The 16,535-nt window shown below is 63.6% G+C and carries 18 protein-coding genes and 1 pseudogene; 7 read left to right on the top strand and 12 right to left on the bottom strand.

Annotation, left to right across the window (positions count from 1 at the left end):
- Positions 1-41: 41 nt before the first annotated feature.
- From NDN01_RS04205 to NDN01_RS04190, 4 genes and pseudogenes are all read left to right on the top strand, one after another.
- On the top strand, positions 42-371 hold the full coding sequence (locus tag NDN01_RS04205; protein ID WP_336298368.1) for a helix-turn-helix domain-containing protein: 330 nt from the start codon (positions 42-44) through the stop codon (positions 369-371).
- A 249-nt stretch (positions 372-620) separates the two neighbouring features.
- Complete coding sequence (locus NDN01_RS04200; protein WP_272626072.1) at positions 621-2,003, top strand: hypothetical protein; 1,383 nt, start codon at positions 621-623, stop codon at positions 2,001-2,003.
- Between the two features lie 285 nt (positions 2,004-2,288).
- The gene (locus NDN01_RS04195) at positions 2,289-3,227 is read left to right on the top strand and encodes a DUF2971 domain-containing protein (protein ID WP_272626070.1); all 939 of its coding nucleotides are present in this window, start codon (positions 2,289-2,291) and stop codon (positions 3,225-3,227) included.
- Between the two features lie 290 nt (positions 3,228-3,517).
- Positions 3,518-3,869: pseudogene (locus NDN01_RS04190) on the top strand (IS5 family transposase); the annotation flags it as partial.
- Positions 3,870-4,189: 320 nt separating this feature from the next.
- Here the strand turns inward: NDN01_RS04190 and NDN01_RS04185 are convergent.
- Entirely contained in the window at positions 4,190-4,363 is a 174-nt protein-coding gene (locus tag NDN01_RS04185) for a YegP family protein (RefSeq protein ID WP_272626068.1), read from the bottom strand.
- 14 nt (positions 4,364-4,377) lie between these two features.
- Between NDN01_RS04185 and NDN01_RS04180 the strand changes: the two genes are divergently transcribed.
- Entirely contained in the window at positions 4,378-4,605 is a 228-nt protein-coding gene (locus NDN01_RS04180) for a hypothetical protein (RefSeq protein ID WP_272626067.1), read from the top strand.
- Positions 4,606-5,406: 801 nt separating this feature from the next.
- On the opposite strand, the gene uvrC is transcribed toward NDN01_RS04180, so the two are convergent.
- Positions 5,407-7,329, bottom strand: coding sequence for an excinuclease ABC subunit UvrC (gene uvrC, locus NDN01_RS04175; RefSeq protein ID WP_272626065.1), 1,923 nt, complete (start codon positions 7,327-7,329; stop codon positions 5,407-5,409).
- 71 nt (positions 7,330-7,400) lie between these two features.
- Between uvrC and NDN01_RS04170 the strand changes: the two genes are divergently transcribed.
- Entirely contained in the window at positions 7,401-8,120 is a 720-nt protein-coding gene (locus NDN01_RS04170; RefSeq protein WP_272626064.1) for an SDR family oxidoreductase, read from the top strand.
- A gap of 12 nt (positions 8,121-8,132) precedes the next feature.
- Here the strand turns inward: NDN01_RS04170 and NDN01_RS04165 are convergent, their stop codons facing one another.
- From NDN01_RS04165 to NDN01_RS04125, 9 genes are all read right to left on the bottom strand, one after another.
- Complete coding sequence (locus NDN01_RS04165) at positions 8,133-8,465, bottom strand: hypothetical protein (RefSeq protein ID WP_272626063.1); 333 nt, start codon at positions 8,463-8,465, stop codon at positions 8,133-8,135.
- 106 nt (positions 8,466-8,571) lie between these two features.
- Positions 8,572-9,126: a F0F1 ATP synthase subunit B family protein gene (locus NDN01_RS04160; RefSeq protein WP_272626062.1), complete on the bottom strand. Its 555-nt coding sequence runs from the start codon at positions 9,124-9,126 to the stop codon at positions 8,572-8,574.
- Positions 9,119-9,613 (bottom strand): F0F1 ATP synthase subunit B family protein, encoded by a 495-nt coding sequence (locus tag NDN01_RS04155; protein ID WP_272626061.1) that lies wholly within the window; start codon positions 9,611-9,613, stop codon positions 9,119-9,121. The genes NDN01_RS04160 and NDN01_RS04155 overlap by 8 nt, the downstream gene beginning before the upstream one ends.
- A gap of 16 nt (positions 9,614-9,629) precedes the next feature.
- A complete protein-coding gene (locus NDN01_RS04150; RefSeq protein WP_010164404.1) occupies positions 9,630-9,842 on the bottom strand; it encodes a F0F1 ATP synthase subunit C in 213 nt (70 codons plus the stop codon).
- Positions 9,843-9,908: 66 nt separating this feature from the next.
- Positions 9,909-10,667 (bottom strand): F0F1 ATP synthase subunit A, encoded by a 759-nt coding sequence (locus NDN01_RS04145; RefSeq protein ID WP_272628007.1) that lies wholly within the window; start codon positions 10,665-10,667, stop codon positions 9,909-9,911.
- Positions 10,668-10,727: 60 nt separating this feature from the next.
- Positions 10,728-11,018: an AtpZ/AtpI family protein gene (locus NDN01_RS04140; protein WP_272626060.1), complete on the bottom strand. Its 291-nt coding sequence runs from the start codon at positions 11,016-11,018 to the stop codon at positions 10,728-10,730.
- 208 nt (positions 11,019-11,226) lie between these two features.
- Entirely contained in the window at positions 11,227-11,598 is a 372-nt protein-coding gene (locus NDN01_RS04135) for a YdbL family protein (RefSeq protein WP_443025235.1), read from the bottom strand.
- A gap of 8 nt (positions 11,599-11,606) precedes the next feature.
- A complete protein-coding gene (locus tag NDN01_RS04130; protein ID WP_272626058.1) occupies positions 11,607-11,789 on the bottom strand; it encodes a YnbE family lipoprotein in 183 nt (60 codons plus the stop codon).
- A gap of 47 nt (positions 11,790-11,836) precedes the next feature.
- Positions 11,837-15,004: a YdbH domain-containing protein gene (locus NDN01_RS04125; protein WP_272626057.1), complete on the bottom strand. Its 3,168-nt coding sequence runs from the start codon at positions 15,002-15,004 to the stop codon at positions 11,837-11,839.
- 111 nt (positions 15,005-15,115) lie between these two features.
- Here NDN01_RS04125 and radC point away from each other — a divergent pair, with 111 nt between their 5' ends.
- A complete protein-coding gene (gene radC, locus NDN01_RS04120; RefSeq protein WP_272626056.1) occupies positions 15,116-15,799 on the top strand; it encodes a RadC family protein in 684 nt (227 codons plus the stop codon).
- 86 nt (positions 15,800-15,885) lie between these two features.
- Here the strand turns inward: radC and NDN01_RS04115 are convergent, their stop codons facing one another.
- Positions 15,886-16,524, bottom strand: coding sequence for an EF-hand domain-containing protein (locus tag NDN01_RS04115; RefSeq protein ID WP_272626055.1), 639 nt, complete (start codon positions 16,522-16,524; stop codon positions 15,886-15,888).
- Positions 16,525-16,535 lie beyond the last annotated feature (11 nt).

Genomic DNA, 16,535 nt, shown 5'->3' with positions numbered 1-16,535 from the left:
GCCAGGACGGTGATTGACGAGGCTGTGCCGTCCCGCCCGACATCAACGACCTGGTTGCGCTGACCGGCCTGTCGCTGCGGCAGGTCCAGCGCGGCTGCAAACGCTATTTCGGGCCGCCGTCCAAGGTGCTGGCCCGCAAATACCGCGCGCTGCGCGGGGCGGTGGCGATGATGCATCGCGACCCTGAGCTCAACGAGATGCTGGAAGAGGGTTTCTACAGCCAGTCGCGTGTGACGCGGGAGATCAAGCATTTCACGGGGATGACGCCGCGGGCCTTTGCCGAGCATCCCACAGGGCTGAACCGGGAGATCGCGAAGCGGATTGCGTTGGAGCGGGAAAATCCGATCAGGCGCAATGGTGCGATTACGTGAGGTAATTGGCTCTGCTGATGATTTAGTATTCCGCTCCCGGAATACTCTGTCGACATGCGCAACGGAACTTCAGATCGCCTCGAGTTACACAGTCGATGAACGGATCGAACTAACCAAAATGGTCGTCAACCCCGCCGTAGCCACGATGGTTGTTTCGCTTTCTAGAATAATTCTTCGATAACTGTTTAATCGACTTCCAGATTCAGGTTTCGTGTGCGAAACGATCTGTATCGGCGAAAGGAAAAGATCATGGTCGCGAAGGGAATCGATTATTATCTTTATTCGGATTCGGAGGATCTCCGTATCGGCCTGGGCGTGCCGAACATCCCGCGTTCACACGGCCCCGAAGCCAATTTCAAGCGCAACAACTTCCAGGTCCAGTCGTCCAACATCCCCGATCCGTTCAACTACACCGGCAGGCTCGAATGGGTCACGCTTTACCGCGGCCAGGACATGATAAGGCATTGGCAGAACATCAGCTCGCTCGACGGCAACCTCAAGACCGGCACGATGCACACCATGTTCAAGACGCCGCCGCGGATCGGTAGCCCGACCGTCTGCTGGGGCCTCTACGACGCGGGATCGGGCAAGGTCTCGGGGATGACCAACCAGCATCAACTTTACGTCTATGCGACGCGCGATCAGCGGCGCTGGATGGGTGATCTCGCGAAGCGCAATCCGCGCGTCGCGCGCGGGCCCTTCTCCCGATTCGCACTGCCCGGTTCCCATGATGCCGGCATGTTCGACATGCGCGCGGTGCGGAAAGTGCTGCACAATCCCGCGTTCGTCATCGCGCTCGGCGCGCATATGGGCGTGGCCGCCGCCCTGCTCGGGCCGCGCGCCATCGCCAATCTCGCGATGACGCAGAAGGACGATATCCGCACGCAGCTGGACATCGGTACCCGCTATTTCGATTTTCGCCCCGGCTGGATGCATCCCGCGATCCGCCCTTTCTTCGGGAACACGCTCTACCACCAGCACGGCCTGGTCCCCGGCTATCCCTATGTGGATTTCCTGGTGGACGTGCTGCGCTGGCTCGAGGCCAATCCCGGCGAGATCGTGGTGGTCAACCCCAACACCCAGGGCTTCGCAGCCGACGCGATGAGACCCAACGACTTTTTCGCGCGGGAGGCGCTCACTACCGCGATCGCCAGGGTCAAGCCGCCCTGGCGGATCGATGTCGGCATGTCCACCGATCTCGACAGGAGCTATGATGCGCTGATACGCGACAATACCCGCCTGATCTTCACGAACACGATCGACAACGGGTCGCGCTTCTACAACAGCTGGAGCGGGGCCTATGCCACGTTGAGGCCGGCCCCCATCATCAAAGCCTTTGAAGGCATGAAGCGCGACATGCCGGCGAATGCCAACCATGTCGTGATGCAGATGCAGGCGACGGCGACCAAGATCGGTGCGGTCGTCGCGGCCTCGGTCGTCACGACGAGCGATGCGTCCTCGCCCCTGCTGGCGACCAAGGCGGTGATGGATGCCGCGACCAATCCCTGGCTGCGCGAGCACGCCGCCAAGCGACTGTCGCCCGATCACTTGCTCGTGTTCCTCAACGACTTCGTCGACAATTGCATGGTCGAGACCGCGATTCAGGTGACGGAGCAGCGCGCGCGGGATTAAACGCGGCGCCCGGGCTTCCGCTCCGCCCTGCCCTGGTCAAGCCTGCCCTCATGGGAAAGATCTTGCCGATTACCCAGGATCGCCGCGATCGGGATCACCAACCAGCGCGAGACGCTCGTATTCTGGGACAGGACCACCGGCGAGCCGCTCGCCCCCGGGAATAACGGCGACAGTGCATTCGCCGATAGGAGGGCCGATGGCATTGGCCAGGCATTAAATGTACTGCCGTCGCAATTTCAATGTGCTATTATTCTACCATGTATCAGACGATCAACGGTCGGCGACATGACGAAGAAAATTTATAAATACTTCTCAAGCGATGTTCTTAAATTAGCATTTTTGCGGGAAGGATTTTGTGGGGTAAAATGCTCTCTTCCGAAGGACTATAACGATCCGTATGAACTTTTTCTTGGAGTAGACCTGACGCTGGAGCCTGAACTGCTCGCAACCTATCGCGATATTATCCAAGAATTGCTACAGCATCCGACCACATGTTTCTCGCTGTCGCCGACCGTTACGCCTATGTGGGCGCATTACGGCGCGAACCACTCAGGCTTCATTTTGGAGTTCGATGCAGATGAACTTCAAACCGCGTTTACGGATCTCGCCGTTAGAGACGTGATGTACAAGGATAAGCCTGACGACAAGATCGCGCGCTTTTTAGAGATGGCCGCGGGAACCAAGAAGCCACGGCATGCGGTCGGGCTACAGGCGGCGGTGCTGTCAGAGGCGTATTTTTCAAAGCACACTTCGTGGAGCTACGAGCAAGAATGTCGGCTTGTTGATGACAGCCAGTACTGCGAGGCCGTTGGCCTCAACCAGATCCTCTTTATTCCGATTACTTGCGTGTCATCAATCATTGTTGGAAAGAATATATCGGATGAAGCGAAGAAGCTGAGTTTGGAAATCGCCGATACAAATGACCTAGCGTGGCATTCGACAGTCATTGGTAAATCGACCGCTCAGCCGTTTTTCCTCAATCGCAATGGCGAAGCTGCAGTATTCGACGGCGGAGGGATCGCGCTTGCCGACAACACTTGCAGCTCATGCTCCGAGCCGGTGTCGGCTGATGCCTCGCGTTGCCCGTGGTGTAGCATAACGGAGGCCCAGGAGCGGAATGCGGCGATGGGGAATCCACTTCGAATGCTGGATCGGTTTGGGTTGCTCGGCGACTATTACGCCAGCGTAGAAGCGATACGACGTCAGCATCAATCCGATAATTGAAGGAGACGTGCAAGCCTATCGCGATGAGGGTCCCTGGGTACGAGCCGTCGATACGGCTTCGTCTAGGTCGTGAACCCATAAACGGGGCGGCCGGGTGGTACGGCGGGGCTAAGGTCTGCGTCTGACTATTACGCAGACGGTGCCCAAGACCCTGGGCGCGGTCAGCATTACCCTCTGGTGCCTCTTGCGAGGTGTCCGTCCCCCCGCCGCATCGACGGTATAGCACTGATGCTTTCAAGTTTGAACGGTGTGGGCTTCCCTTCGGGTTGCCATGCTGATTCAGGATTGGAATGAGCCGATATGATCTAACCGACTTCGAGTGGCGCGTGATCGAGCCGCTACTGCCCAACAAACCGCGAGGGGTTCCGCGCGTCGATGATCGCCGCGTGCTGAACGGCATCTTCTGGGTGCTGCGATCGGGAGCACCGTGGCGCGACCTGCCCGAGCGTTATGCCGCGCACGACCTGCTACAATCGCTTCAACCGATGGCGGACGGCGGGCGTGTGGGACCGGCTCATGGGCTCCATCAGCGCGGCGCACGACGGCGAGATCCAGATGATCGACAGCACTTCCATCCGAGCGCACCAGCAGGCTGCGACCGAAAAAGGGGGGCCAGATCATTGTCTCTGTCGCAGCCGAGGCGAAATTACGGTGACAGAAATTACGGTGACAGTGCATTCAATCCAGCGAGACAGAAGGATCGGTGGCATTTGATCAAGCGATTAAATGCACTGTCAACGCAATCTACGCACTACTCGCGGGCCGACGACCGTGCGGGATCGGCAAAGGATGCCGTAGAGCGCGGACTGGCGGTCGATTCAATCACCCTCGAAACTATGGGAAGACGTGTCGCGTGCGCGCCTAGGCGACAGTGCGAGCTAGGGTTAGCGCGTTTCATCGAGGGCGAGGCGGGTTCTGGCAGTTGTGAGAACTGGCGCGCCATCGCACGGCGCGCCAGCCGCTCAGACCACGGGGTCCAGCTTGGAGTTTTTCATGAGGTCGATGCCGTGTTGCGCATCGCTCTTGGCGTAGTAAGATTCGCTCGAAACGGCGATCGTCTTGCCGTTGGATGCGACGTACTTCCAGCGCCACAGGCGCTGGGTGTCTTGGTAGAGGTTGTAATAAGAAACGCTCATTGGAGTTAGCCTTTATGCAAAACGAGATGAAACCGTTCTTAGTTGCCTACCAGCATGGCGGCAGCGAGTGGAACGTCAGCATTATGGCTGAAAGCTTCTCAGATGCGCGGGATCGCCTCGGCAAGCTGGCGCTTGGTCGAGTTGAAGGCGAGCTAATTGCCACCATACCAAATGGGTTTGGTCCGTTCGCGGCGCTCGCGACATTCGTACAGAATGTAACGCGCGCTGTACGCCGGTTCTGATAATTATCTAGGTGATCATCGCGATGGTCCTTTCGGGTAATTCCCCGAAGGACGTTGACGGTTCAACACGGTAAGCGTATAGGCTTCGACGCGATCGCAGCCAACGAACCTTCGGGATCGTTGCATTTTCAAGTGGGGTCGGGAGTTCGCGCTCCCGGCCCTTTCTTGCGTCTACTCGAAACGACTCGCCGCCACAATGGCAAATCGACTTTCAAGCGTCGTAGGGGCGCGCTTTGGCCAAAGTGCCCCTGAGCCTGCCGACACCCCCGAATCTCTCTCCTGGGGCATTACAGGGCATTATAGGGCCATTTGAGGCACCGATTTAAGCTCGAAGGAGAACATTCGAGGACCGATCGCGCGAACATATAACGAATCCTTTATGCGGTTCGTTGCCATTTCCCTTTCCACTGGCGCGACATCGGGGGCACGATCGCAGAGCGCGTGACCGTAGCCGCCTCAACGCCGTTGGCTTCGCGGACTATCCTCGCGCCATGCCCTCTCCACCAGCTTAGGCCTTCACGTAAGGGATCTGAGATGGGGCGATGCCGCCAACCTCTGCACCGCTCACACGGCGAGCGGACGAGAGGGTGAAATTGAAAGGTCCCTCAGATTGGTGTTTTCGCGGCGGTGGATGACGCCGAGATGGACTGGCTGGGCGCTTGATGTCGCGAAGGTTGAGAAGCAGTTCATGTGGCCCGGTCGCCCTTGGAACAAGTCTAGGGTAACCTTAAGGTGTTGATCCGAGGTGCTCTTCTTTTGCTTAGCACGTATTGGCCTTCGCCGAGGAAGCGCCCCCTCCCCCTACCGCCCATGATAAAAATCATAAACCTGCCGCGCCACGGTCGCTGACACCCCCGGCGCCTTCTGCAAATCCTCCAGGCTCGCATTGCGCACCGCCCGGCCCGTGCCGAAGTGCATCAGCAACGCCTTCTTCCGCGCCGGGCCGATACCCGGAACCTCATCCAGCGGGCTCGCGCCGATCGCCTTTGCGCGCTTTGCCCGGTGGGCGCCGATGGCGAAACGGTGGACTTCGTCGCGCAGGCGCTGGAGGTAGAACAATACCGGGGCGTTGACCGGCAGCATGAATTCGCGGCCGTCCATCAAGTGGAAGACCTCTCGTCCGTCCCGCCCGTGATGCGGGCCCTTGGCGACGCCGACCAGGCAGACATCCTCGATGCCGAGTTCCTCAAGCACGGCCTTGGCCGCGTTGAGCTGGCCGCGGCCGCCGTCGATCAGCACCAGATCGGGCCATTCGCCGCCATCGCGATCGGGGTCCTCCGCCTGGGCGCGGGCGAAGCGGCGGCTAAAGACTTCGCGCATCATGCCGAAATCGTCGCCGGGGATGGTCTTCGCGTCCTTGATGTTGAACTTGCGATACTGGCCCTTGCGGAAGCCCTCCGGCCCGGCGACGACCATCGCGCCGAGGGCGTTGGTGCCCTGGATATGGCTGTTGTCGTAGATCTCGATCCGGTCGGGCGGCTCGGCCAGGTCGAACAGGTCGGCGACTTCGCGCAGCAGCTTGGCCTGGGTGGTGCTTTCGGCGAGGCGGCGGTCGAGCGCTTCCTCCGCATTGCGCTTCGCCTGATCGAGCAGGCGGCGGCGGGTGCCGCGCTGGGGGATGGAGATGGCGACCTTCGCCCCTGCCCGCTCGGCGAACGCCTCCTGCAGCAGCTCGGTTTCTTCCAGCGCGCGGTCGACGAAGATGACGCGCGGCGGCGGGACCTCCTCGTAGAATTGGGTGAGGAAGCTCGCCAGCACCTCCGCCTCGGGCACGTCGTTGGTGTGGGCGGGGAAGAAGCTGCGATGGCCCCAGTTCTGGCCGCCGCGGATGAAGAAGGCCTGGATGCCCATCACGCCGTTCTTGTTGGCGAGCGCGAAGATGTCGGCGTCCCCTACCCCCTCGGCGTTGATCGCCTGGCTGCCCTGGATGAAGGTGAGCGCCTTCAGCCGATCGCGGATGATCGCGGCCAGCTCGAAATCCATATTCTCGGCCGCTGCCTGCATCTGGCCGCCGAGCTTGGTCTGCACCTGGGTCGACTTGCCGGCGAGGAACGCCTTCGCGTCGGCGATGAGCTCGCCATAATCCTCCTTCGAGACGCGGCCGACGCAGGGCGCCGAGCAGCGCTTGATCTGGTAGAGCAGGCACGGCCGGTCGCGGGTCTTGAAGAAGCTGTCGGTGCAGCTCCGCAGCAGGAACAGCTTCTGCAGCGCGTTGAGCGTGTTGTTGACCGAGCCGGCGCTGGCGAAGGGGCCGTAATAATTGCCCTTGGCGCGGCGCGCGCCGCGATGCTTCTGGATGCGCGGGAAATCATGATCGGCGCGCAGCAGGATGAAGGGGAAGCTTTTGTCGTCGCGCAGCAGGACGTTGTAGGCCGGGCGATAGCGCTTGATGAGTTGCGCCTCGAGCAGCAGCGCCTCCGCCTCGTTGTTGGTCGTCACGATCGTCATCGAGCGGGTCTGCGCGACCATGCGCTGGAGCCGCTTCGGCAGGCGATCGACCTGGGTGTAATTATTGACCCGGCTCTTCAGCGCGCGGGCCTTGCCGACATAGAGCACGTCGCCCCGGGCATCCTGCATGCGATAGACGCCGGGACGCGCGGGCAATGTCTTCAGCACGTTGCGGATCGCCGCGACGCCCGTCTCCAGATCGGGCGCGTCGCTGCCCCGGAGCGTGTAGGTGGATTTCTCCTCATTGAAGCGATCGGGGGCATTGGGCGTGGACATCGTTCCTCCAGTTAGGACTCCGGCGCGCCCGCAACAACGGCTATATCCCGATCGGGGCAAAGGAGGCGGATATGCGGATCAGTGGCAAGACGGCCGTGGTGACCGGCGGGAGCGACGGGATCGGCCTGGAGATCGCGCGGCACCTGAAGGCGGCGGGCGCCGGGGTGATCGTCGTCGGGCGCGATCCGGGACGGCTGGCGGCGGCGCTGGCGGAAGGCTTCGATACGATCGCCGGCGACCTGTCGAACGCCGCGGGATGCGATGCACTGGTGGGGGCGCTGGCGGGCCGGCCGATCGACATCCTGGTCAATAATGCGGGCATGGGGGCGACCTTCGACGTGAACGCCCCGTTCGACCTCGCCGAGATCGATCGCTGCATCTATCTCAACGTCAATGCGCCGATCCGACTGATCGCTGGGCTGCTCGACGGATTGCGCGCGCGGCCCGAGGCGATGATCGTCAATGTCACCTCAGGACTGGCAATCGCGCCCAGCGCGAAGGGGCCAGTCTATTGCGGCACCAAGGCCGGTCTCAGGAGCTTCACCATGGCATTGCGCGCGCAGCTTGCCGGGACCCGGGTGCATGTGCTGGAGGCGCTGCCGCCGGTGGTCGAGACCCGGATGACCGAGGCCAATCCCCACAACAAGATGCCGGCGCCCGAATGCGGGCGGCAGATCGTGGCGGCGATGCAGGCAGGGCGGAAACAGGCGAATGTCGGCATGACCGCCCTGCTCAACGCCGTCTACAATGTCTCACCCGCCATCGCACGGCGGGTGATGATCCGGTACTGATTCAGCGTCGGCTTATTTCAGCGCGGCGAGATCAGCCTTCATCTTGGCCATCTGCGCATCGGTGATCGCGCCGTTCGACAGGGGCTGGACAGCGGCGAGCGACAGGCCCTTGAACTGATCGTACGCCGGGTGACCGGTGATGCCGGGGAAATTCGCGTCGAGCGCTGCCTTGCCAGCGGGATCGGCGGCGATCGTCTCGATCGGCGTATCGAGCGTGAGCTTTCCCGCGGGCGTGGCATCGGCCGTTGCCGCCGGCGCGGCGGCCGGGGCCGCGGGGGCAGTCTGCGCCAGCGCGGGCGTGGCCGTCATGGCGAGCAGGGCAACGGAAAGGGCGGCAAGCTTCATGGGATTCTCTCTCCAGGAGGGGGAGGCACGCGACTCGGTGCCCCGGCCCGGATGTAGCCCGGATCGAGACACCGTGAAACGACAGGAGAGCTGCCCGAAGGCAGGATTAGTTCAGGCGCCCGAGACCTGCGATGGTCTGATCGACCAGGGGCTTGTCAGCCTTGGCATCATGCCTTTCGGCAATGATCGCGGCAGCCGCGCGGGTGGCGGCATCGGCCGCGGTGGCGCGGACCTCCGCGATCGCGGCGCGCTCGGCGGCGGCGATCTTGTCCTCGGCCATCTTGCGGCGGCGGGTGACGAGGTCGGCTGAATCGCTTTCGGCCTTGGCGATCAGCTGCTTCGCCTCGGCCTCGGCATGGGCGATGATCGCGGCGGCGTCGCCGGCGCTCGCGGCGTTGCGCTTCTTCGCCTCGGCGAGCTGCGCCTCGGCCTCGGCACGGAGGCGCGACGCCTCTTCGAGCTGGGTGCGGATCGTGGCGATCCGCGCGTCCAGCATCCCGGCGATCATCGCCGGCACTTTTTTCCAGATGATCAGGCCGATGACGACCAGCATCGACAGCGCGACGAAACCGGGCGCGCTGATGCCCAGCGCCGTGGGCTCGTGATGCAGCTCGGTCGTGCCAGTGGCCATCGTGAGACTTTCGTGATGCGCGTCAGCCATGCGCCAGTTCCGCCTTCACTTGCTGTTCGATCGCGGCGCGATCGACCGCCACGCCCGAAAGCCTGGCGACGATATCCTGCACCGCATCCACGGTCGCCGTCTCGATCTCGGCCATGGCCGTGGTCTTGGCGGCGCCGATCCGGGCCGTGGCGCTGACGAGTTCCTCGGCCATGGCCGCGTCGCCCGTCTTCACCCTGGCCTCGGCCGTGGCCGAAGCCTTGGCCTTTGCCTCCGTCACCGAGCGCAGAGCCTGGGACCGGGCCGAGTCGAGCCCGGTCTGATACTCAAGCTCCGACGCGCGGGCGGCGGCATCCGCGGCCTCAGCCGCGGCGAGGTCTCCGCCGATCTTCGCGTTACGATCATCGATCGTGCGCTCGATCTTCGGGACCATCGCCTTGCCGATCCCGAAATAGATCAGGGCGAATACGATCGCGAGCCAGAACAGCTGCGACGCGTAGATCTCTCCGATTTGGGATAGCTGCGGCATTGAGGTCGCTCTTCGCTTACTTGACGACGAAGAGGATGAGGATCGCGACGACGAACGCGATCAGGCCGAGCAGCTCGGATGCCGCGAAGCCGATGAACAGGCGGCCCTGCTGGCCGTCTGCCGCGCCCGGATTGCGCAGCGCGCCTTCGAGGAACGAGCCGAACACGTTGCCCACGCCGAGCGCGGCCAGGCCAACGCCGATCGCCGCGAGGCCGGCACCGATATACATTGCACCAAGATCAGTCATGATAAGCTCCTTAGGGATACGGTAATTAAAGGACGAAATTCGGATGACTTAGTGCAGGTGCACCGCGTCGTTGAGATAGAGCGAGGTCAGCAGCGCGAAGACATAGGCCTGGATCGCGCACACCAGCAGCTCAAGCGCGCTGACGCCGACGATCATGACGAAGCTGAGGATGCTGACGACGATGCCGAGGCCGCCACCGGCATTAAGCCCCTGCACCACGAAGCTGCCGAACACTTCAAGCAGGATATGGCCGGCCGTCATCGCGACGAACAGTCGCAGACCGAGGCTGAACGGGCGGACCATGAACGACACGAACTCGACCGGGATGATGACGGGCATCAGCCAGCCGGGCGCGCCGTGCGGCACGAACAGCGAGAAGAAGTGCAGGCCGTGGCGCCAGAAGCCGACCGCGAGCACGATGCCGAACGACAGGAACGCCAGCACCGCGGTGACGGTGATGTGGCTGGTCACGGCGAAGGTGTGGAGGCCCGGCACGATCGCCAGCGGCAGCACGCCGACTAGGTTCGCGAACAGGATGAACATGAAGATCGAGAAGATATAGGGCGCGAACTTCTTGCCTTCCGGCCCGATGTTCACCTGCATCATGTTGTCGATGAAACCGACGACCGATTCAGCGGCGACCTGCCACCGGCCGGGCACCAGCTGGCGCTTCATGCCGCCCCACATGAAGAGGAACAGCAGCGCGAACACGACGACCATGAACAGGGCCGAGTTCGTGAAGGAAATATCGTATCCGAACAGGTCGATATGACGGCCGAGCACAGGCTCGACCATGAACTGTTCCATCGGGTCTATTTTACCGGCCACGATCGCCTTACCCTTGTGCGTTGCTGTCGGAAGCGACGGTCATTCAGCGCGCTCCTTCGAGATCTTGTAGATATTGCGGCCCGCCGCGACGATGGCGAGCACGAGGAAGATGAGCAGCAGCCAGTGGCCGGTGCCCAGCCAGGAATCAAGCGCCCAGCCGAGCAGCGCGCCGCCCGCCGGAACGCCGATCATCTCCGCGAGCACGCGCGATCCCTGACCATAGCCCCTGGCAGGCTTCGCAGCGCTATTCCCGGCAGTACGCGCCTCTTCCACCGCACGCGCCTTCGCGATGCGGCTTTCAAGGTCATCGTTCTGGCGGTCGTCGGCCAACGCGAAAGCATCCTGATAAGAAAACGCCGCCGGGCTTGCGCACGGCGACGGATAAACATGGGGCAGGCCCCCGTTGCGGCGCCCGTTTAGGAAAGGGGTCGGCCTGAGTCAACCTTGGTGACACAGGCACAGGCGGCCCCGTCGACGCCGCCTTTATCGCACGCGCGGCCGGTGTGGCCCCTCTCCCGCATATGGGAGAGGGAAGGCGTCACACGCAGCGGGAATCGCGCTCCGGCGGGCCTGAACCGCGGGTTGCCCAGCTGCCCGAGGGAGTCTTGTATTTCTCGCCAGGCGATGTCTGCAGGATCAGGTTGCAGCCGCTGACGAACGCCATCTGCTCGACCGTGGCCCCCGCGGCCGCGCTCTGAGTGTATTTCGCTTTGCGCTGGATGTTGATGTTGTTGACCAGCGCGCGCAGTTCCGCCGTGCCGCCGCCGACGATTCCAAGATAGCCGTCGGGCTGCTCGCCGACCTGGCCGCCGGAACGTGCGGCCTGATAGGCCGGATCGCGCTGCGCATAGGCGGCCGTGGCGAGGCCTACGATCCCGAGGGCCGCTGCGATCGTGGTGAGTTTCATCATCTTCTTCATCAGAAAATACCCGGATTCTGCTGGATCAACGTCTTCGCCTCGCCATCGAGCCGATAGACCACTTCCTGCGTCACGTTGATGTTGAGGTTGATCTCGATCGGCTTGTCCGGAGCGGTCACGTTGATGCAGCCGCTTGTCGCGGTGCTGGCGCCCAGGGCAATGATCGGTAGCATTCTCTTCATCCCGTACCTCGTCGGTCTCCACTTTCGTTTCGTCAATCCTGTTTCGGTCATGGCAGTTTCTCGCTTTCGGCAGGCTGAATGGGCTTGATGGGCGATGGAGTGGCGGCCGGCGGCGCGGTGCGCTTGCGCTGCTCCTCGAGCAGGGCGGGCAGGTTGCGCTGGATCAGGCGCCTCGGGTCGTAGAAGGACGCGGCCGAATCGATCAGCCCGCGGAAGGGCGCCTTGATCCGGACGTTGAAGATGAAGGGCAGCTTTTGCAGCCGGTCGATGACGAAGTTGCGCTTCGCTCCCTCGCCCTGGCCGATCCCGGCGAAGCGCACCTCGGTGACCATCTCGCCCGCCAGCGGGCCGTTCATCACCAGTTCCAGATAGCGGTAGCGCAGCGATTTCAGCGCCTGGAAGGCGAGATTGCCCCACATGCCGACATCCTTCTGGCTGATCTCACCGACATAAGCGAGCGTGCCGCCGCCGACGCGCACGGTCAGCCGCCCATTTTCGATCCGCCCGCCCTGCTCGTCGAACACCATCGGCAAGGTGCCGTCGAAGATGCCGGTCGCGTTGAGATTCTTGAAGTCGAACTGCTGGAGGAACTGGCCGGCGTCCATGCTGGTGACGGTGAAGGTCATGCGGCGCGCGATCTTCTGCCCGAAGTCGAGCATGGTCGGCTCGAGCACCAGCGCCCCGCCGGCAAAGGGCCATCGTCCTTCCTCGACCTGAACCCGCGTCCCGGCGAGCAAGCGGTAACGGATCGTGCCATCATTGACGGCAATGCCGGGATTGATCGTCTTGATCGTCGCGATCTGGCCGGGCCCGGTTTCAAGATTGAGCAGGTCGGTGAAGCGAATTTCCCCCGCTATGCCGGTCACCGGGCCGAAAGCGGCCGCGAGATCGGTGCCGGGCGTGCGGAACACGCCGTCGCTGGTCACGCCATCAGCATTCCAGCGGATATGCCCCTCCCCCGACACGGTGCCGACGACATTGGCGATCACGCCAAAGGTCAGCGGCGTGATCTGATCGGGCTGAAGCGTCTCGCCAAAGGCGATGCCGGGCACGGTCAGGTCGGCATGGCCACCGCCGGTCGACAGATCATGCTCGATCGCGACGCCGCTGATCAAAACGCCCTTTACCGGCGTGACCAGCCGGCCGGTGACGCTGATCCGGTTGTCCGCGAGCCTAAGCGCGATATCGCGGGCGGCAAGGCCATTGAAGCGCGGCGAAACAGCGGCATCGGCGACGTGGAGGGAGCCGCCAGTGAGATCGAGCGCGCCTTTGGCGAAGGTCCAGGGCCCGACCGCCTCCGACATCAGCAGCGGCACATTCGCGATCCTGCCCGATCCAGCCTCGATCGTCCCGGCCATGGCACCGCCCGAAAGACCGCCCTCGATCCGCCCGAAGGCGAGCTGGGTGACCCGATCCGACTCACCGATACGCAGATCGACGTCATGCAGGTCGATATGGGAATCACGAAGCCGCAGCATCAGATTGCCCGAGGACAGCGCGAGCGGCGATTTGCCGATCGCTCCCGACAGGGTCAGCGCGCCGGATTGCACGCCGCCGCCGACTCTTCCCCCATCGAGGCGGAACATCGCGCCGTCGACCGGGCAAAGCGTGACGGCCGCCGGGCGCAGCCTGAAGCTCGACACGGCGAGTGCGCCGATCGACAGCGGCGCGCAAGTGCGGTTGATCTGGAGCCGGTCGTGGCCGTCCCACAGGCCAGTCACCGGCATGACGAGATTATCGACATGGCCATCGCCGAGCGGCCCCGACAGCGTGATGCGCGTCGAGAGCCGGGTGGCCCCACCGGGGGTGGCGGCGAAGCTGACCGGCGCAAGCGCCAGGCGGGCGTCGCCGGCGGCATAGGGCTGGACGGTCGCGGTACCGGTCACCGGCCCGCCCGCGCGTGCCTGGATGATCCTGACCGTCGCGCCGGGCAGGTTGCCGCCGCCGATATCGACCGAACCGTCGAATCGAACACCTCCGGCCGGCCAGGCATAGCCGATGCCGGCCCCCTCCCCGATTGTGGCCCAGGCACCGGATGCGGTGGCGAGTTGCAGTCGCGAAACCTTCGCCTCACCACGGCCGCCGTTCAGCGAGACGGCGATCGTCGCATCGAGATCGGCAGATTGCGCCGCGGCGACCGAGGCATCGACTGCCTTACGGACAAGCGGGGCGACCGGCGTGCCGTCGCCCATGCCCCGATAGGATGCGAGCCGGGCGCGCATCAGCCGGCCCATCAGCGCGTGACGTGCGCCGATCTTGCCATCGAACCCGATGCCCCCCTTTCCGAAGCGATAAGCCCCGGCAATCGTCGCCGCGTCGGCGGCAACGCCGCGAACCGCCGCGACGCCCGATTTCAGATCGAGCTTGCCGGCCGTGCCATCGGCCCCGCCGGCAAAATCGATCGTGCCGCCAAGAGCATGAATCTCGGCGACGGGATGACGGACCTTCGCCAGGGCAAGCTTCGCGGTGCCGCGCCATCCATCAAGCGCCTGATCGAGCGTTACCGCGACATCAGCCCCGGCATCGGTCACCTTCGCGCCAGCGCAGTCAAGCGCGGCGGCATGGACCGGCCCGCGCAACGATGGCCCAGCGTCGGTGATTCGCACCGCCAGCACGGCGGTCGCCGGACCACTGACGCAGGCCCCAAGGTCGAGCCGCTCCGCGATCGCCGCGACCTGGCCGGTAAAGCCGTTGTCGAGCCTTCCCCGTCCGCTCAGCTTGAGCCCGACCACACCCTGCGGGGCGACGAGCCTGACTCGCACATCCTCCATATCGACATCGAGGGCGGGCAGCGCGAACGGTTTCCCCTTCCCCGAGGAGGCGGGCATGAACTTGTCGAGCGCACCGAGCGACACTTTACCGCCGACCAGTCGGGCATTCATCCTGACATGACCGGCACGGACCGCGGTGACAGCCGCACCGGACAGGCCAATGCTGGTGCGCAGCTCGATCCAGTCGGCGACAAGATCGGGATGCGCCGGATCGCCGATCATCACATCGGTGAGTCGTTGGCGGTCAAAGCCGAGATCGGCGACACGGTAGCGCGCGGGCACGCCATAGCCAATGAGCGCCTTGTCGATATAGCTGGCGGCAATCGGCTTGCGCTGGGTCCACAATGCGATCAGTCCGCCAAGCAGCACGAGCGCGATGACAAGCGCGACCCGACGGGTGCGCCGCCAGCGGGGCCTGTCTTCAACCGATTCGTCCAGACTCACGCCGCTCGCCACTCCCGGTTGCGGCACAAGGCACGCGCGCTTCGATCATAGGGCACCAGCAAGCACGCGCAATTGCGTGTCGCCACCCCCCGCACTAATCCTCCAACGGTGATGAGCGTTCCCGAACCAGACAATAGCGGCCACCGTGCCCGCCTGCGCAAGCGGCTCAACGAGGGCGGATCGGATGCGCTGCTCGACCACGAGCTGATCGAATATCTGCTCGCGCTGGCGATCCCGCGGCGCGACACCAAGCCGCTCGCGAAAGCCCTGCTGGCAGAGTTCGGCGGGATCGGCGGGCTGCTGACCGCCGAGCCGGAAGCGCTGGCGCGCATGAAGGGCATGGGCGAAACATCTATCGCGGCAATCAAGATCGCCCATGCGACAGCCCTGCGGCTGGTGCGCGCTGAAGTCGCCGAGCGGCCGGTGCTGTCCAACTGGCAGGCGCTGCTCGACTATCTGCGGGCCGACATGGCGCATCACGTCAACGAGCGCGTCCGCGTGCTCCACCTCAACACGAAGAACATGCTGATCCGCGACGAGCTGATGAGCGAGGGGTCGATCGACGAAGCAGCGGTATATGTCCGCGAGGTGATCCGGCGGGCGATGGACCTGGGATCAGCGGCGATCATCCTGGTGCACAATCACCCCAGCGGCGATCCCTCGCCCAGCCGCGCCGATATCGAGGTGACGCGCAACATCACCGAAGCCGGCAAGCGCATGGGCATTGCGGTCCACGATCACATCATCATGGGCACCAGCGGCCATTCGAGCCTCCGCGCGCTAGGACTGATGTGAGCCGGGGCTGATCTGAACGCCGAACGGCCGCCGGACCGAAAGTCCGACGGCCGCCCCGGAGGGACCGCATGTCCCGTCGGGATCGTTTACGAGCCCTTGGTCAGGAACCCGGTCAGCTCGGCCTTCGACAAGGACTTGTTCTTGTCAGTGTCAGCGCTGGCGAACGCCTGGTCGACCCATGCCTTGGTGGCGGCGCTGTCGGCCTTGGTGGTCGGATCGCTCGCCTTCTTCAGGGCGACCATCCAGGCGCCGAACTCTGCTTCGTTCAGCGAGCCGTTCGAGTCCTTGTCGTAGCTCGGGAACTCGGTGCTCACCACCTGGGCGATCTGGTCAGCCTTGGTCGCCGGCTGCGCGGCGGCGGTCTGGGCAGGAGCCGCCGCCGGATCCGCCGGTGCAGGCTGCGGCGCCGCCTGAGCAGTCTGGGCCTGAGCAGTCTGGGCCTGGTCAGTCCGTGCCTCTTGCGGCGCGGCCTGATCAGCCGCCGGCGTCACCGAACTCATCGCCTGATCGACCGGCGAAACAGTCTGGACAGGCGCCGCTTGCGTAACGGGCGCAGCCTGGGCCTCGGCGGGCTTATCCTGAGCAAGAACAGGAAACGAAATCGTCATGGCGCTTGCAAGAAGAATATATTTAAGCATGATTCTCTCCGTTGATTTTACTTCAAGAATTCGTGAATGACTGGTTCCATCACCAGGCAACACTTGATAGTAGAACCCCCCGTCCATCGAGATGGTTC

It is taken from the genome of Sphingomonas sp. QA11 (assembly GCF_028473665.1).
Classification (GTDB): domain Bacteria; phylum Pseudomonadota; class Alphaproteobacteria; order Sphingomonadales; family Sphingomonadaceae; genus Sphingomonas; species Sphingomonas phytovorans.
This window is presented reverse-complemented; position numbering and strand designations above follow the sequence as displayed.

Coding starts and splice junctions, on each gene's coding strand:
- NDN01_RS04170 (WP_272626064.1), top strand. CDS start 7,401: ATGCGGATCAGTGGCAAGACGGCCGTGGTGACCGGCGGGAGCGACGGG.
- NDN01_RS04200 (WP_272626072.1), top strand. CDS start 621: ATGGTCGCGAAGGGAATCGATTATTATCTTTATTCGGATTCGGAGGAT.
- NDN01_RS04130 (WP_272626058.1), bottom strand. CDS start 11,789: ATGAAGAGAATGCTACCGATCATTGCCCTGGGCGCCAGCACCGCGACA.
- NDN01_RS04145 (WP_272628007.1), bottom strand. CDS start 10,667: ATGGAACAGTTCATGGTCGAGCCTGTGCTCGGCCGTCATATCGACCTG.
- NDN01_RS04135 (WP_443025235.1), bottom strand. CDS start 11,598: ATGATGAAACTCACCACGATCGCAGCGGCCCTCGGGATCGTAGGCCTC.
- NDN01_RS04160 (WP_272626062.1), bottom strand. CDS start 9,126: ATGGCTGACGCGCATCACGAAAGTCTCACGATGGCCACTGGCACGACC.
- NDN01_RS04165 (WP_272626063.1), bottom strand. CDS start 8,465: ATGAAGCTTGCCGCCCTTTCCGTTGCCCTGCTCGCCATGACGGCCACG.
- radC (WP_272626056.1), top strand. CDS start 15,116: ATGAGCGTTCCCGAACCAGACAATAGCGGCCACCGTGCCCGCCTGCGC.
- NDN01_RS04115 (WP_272626055.1), bottom strand. CDS start 16,524: ATGGACGGGGGGTTCTACTATCAAGTGTTGCCTGGTGATGGAACCAGT.
- NDN01_RS04155 (WP_272626061.1), bottom strand. CDS start 9,613: ATGCCGCAGCTATCCCAAATCGGAGAGATCTACGCGTCGCAGCTGTTC.
- NDN01_RS04150 (WP_010164404.1), bottom strand. CDS start 9,842: ATGTATATCGGTGCCGGCCTCGCGGCGATCGGCGTTGGCCTGGCCGCG.
- NDN01_RS04180 (WP_272626067.1), top strand. CDS start 4,378: ATGCAAAACGAGATGAAACCGTTCTTAGTTGCCTACCAGCATGGCGGC.
- NDN01_RS04185 (WP_272626068.1), bottom strand. CDS start 4,363: ATGAGCGTTTCTTATTACAACCTCTACCAAGACACCCAGCGCCTGTGG.
- NDN01_RS04195 (WP_272626070.1), top strand. CDS start 2,289: ATGACGAAGAAAATTTATAAATACTTCTCAAGCGATGTTCTTAAATTA.
- uvrC (WP_272626065.1), bottom strand. CDS start 7,329: ATGTCCACGCCCAATGCCCCCGATCGCTTCAATGAGGAGAAATCCACC.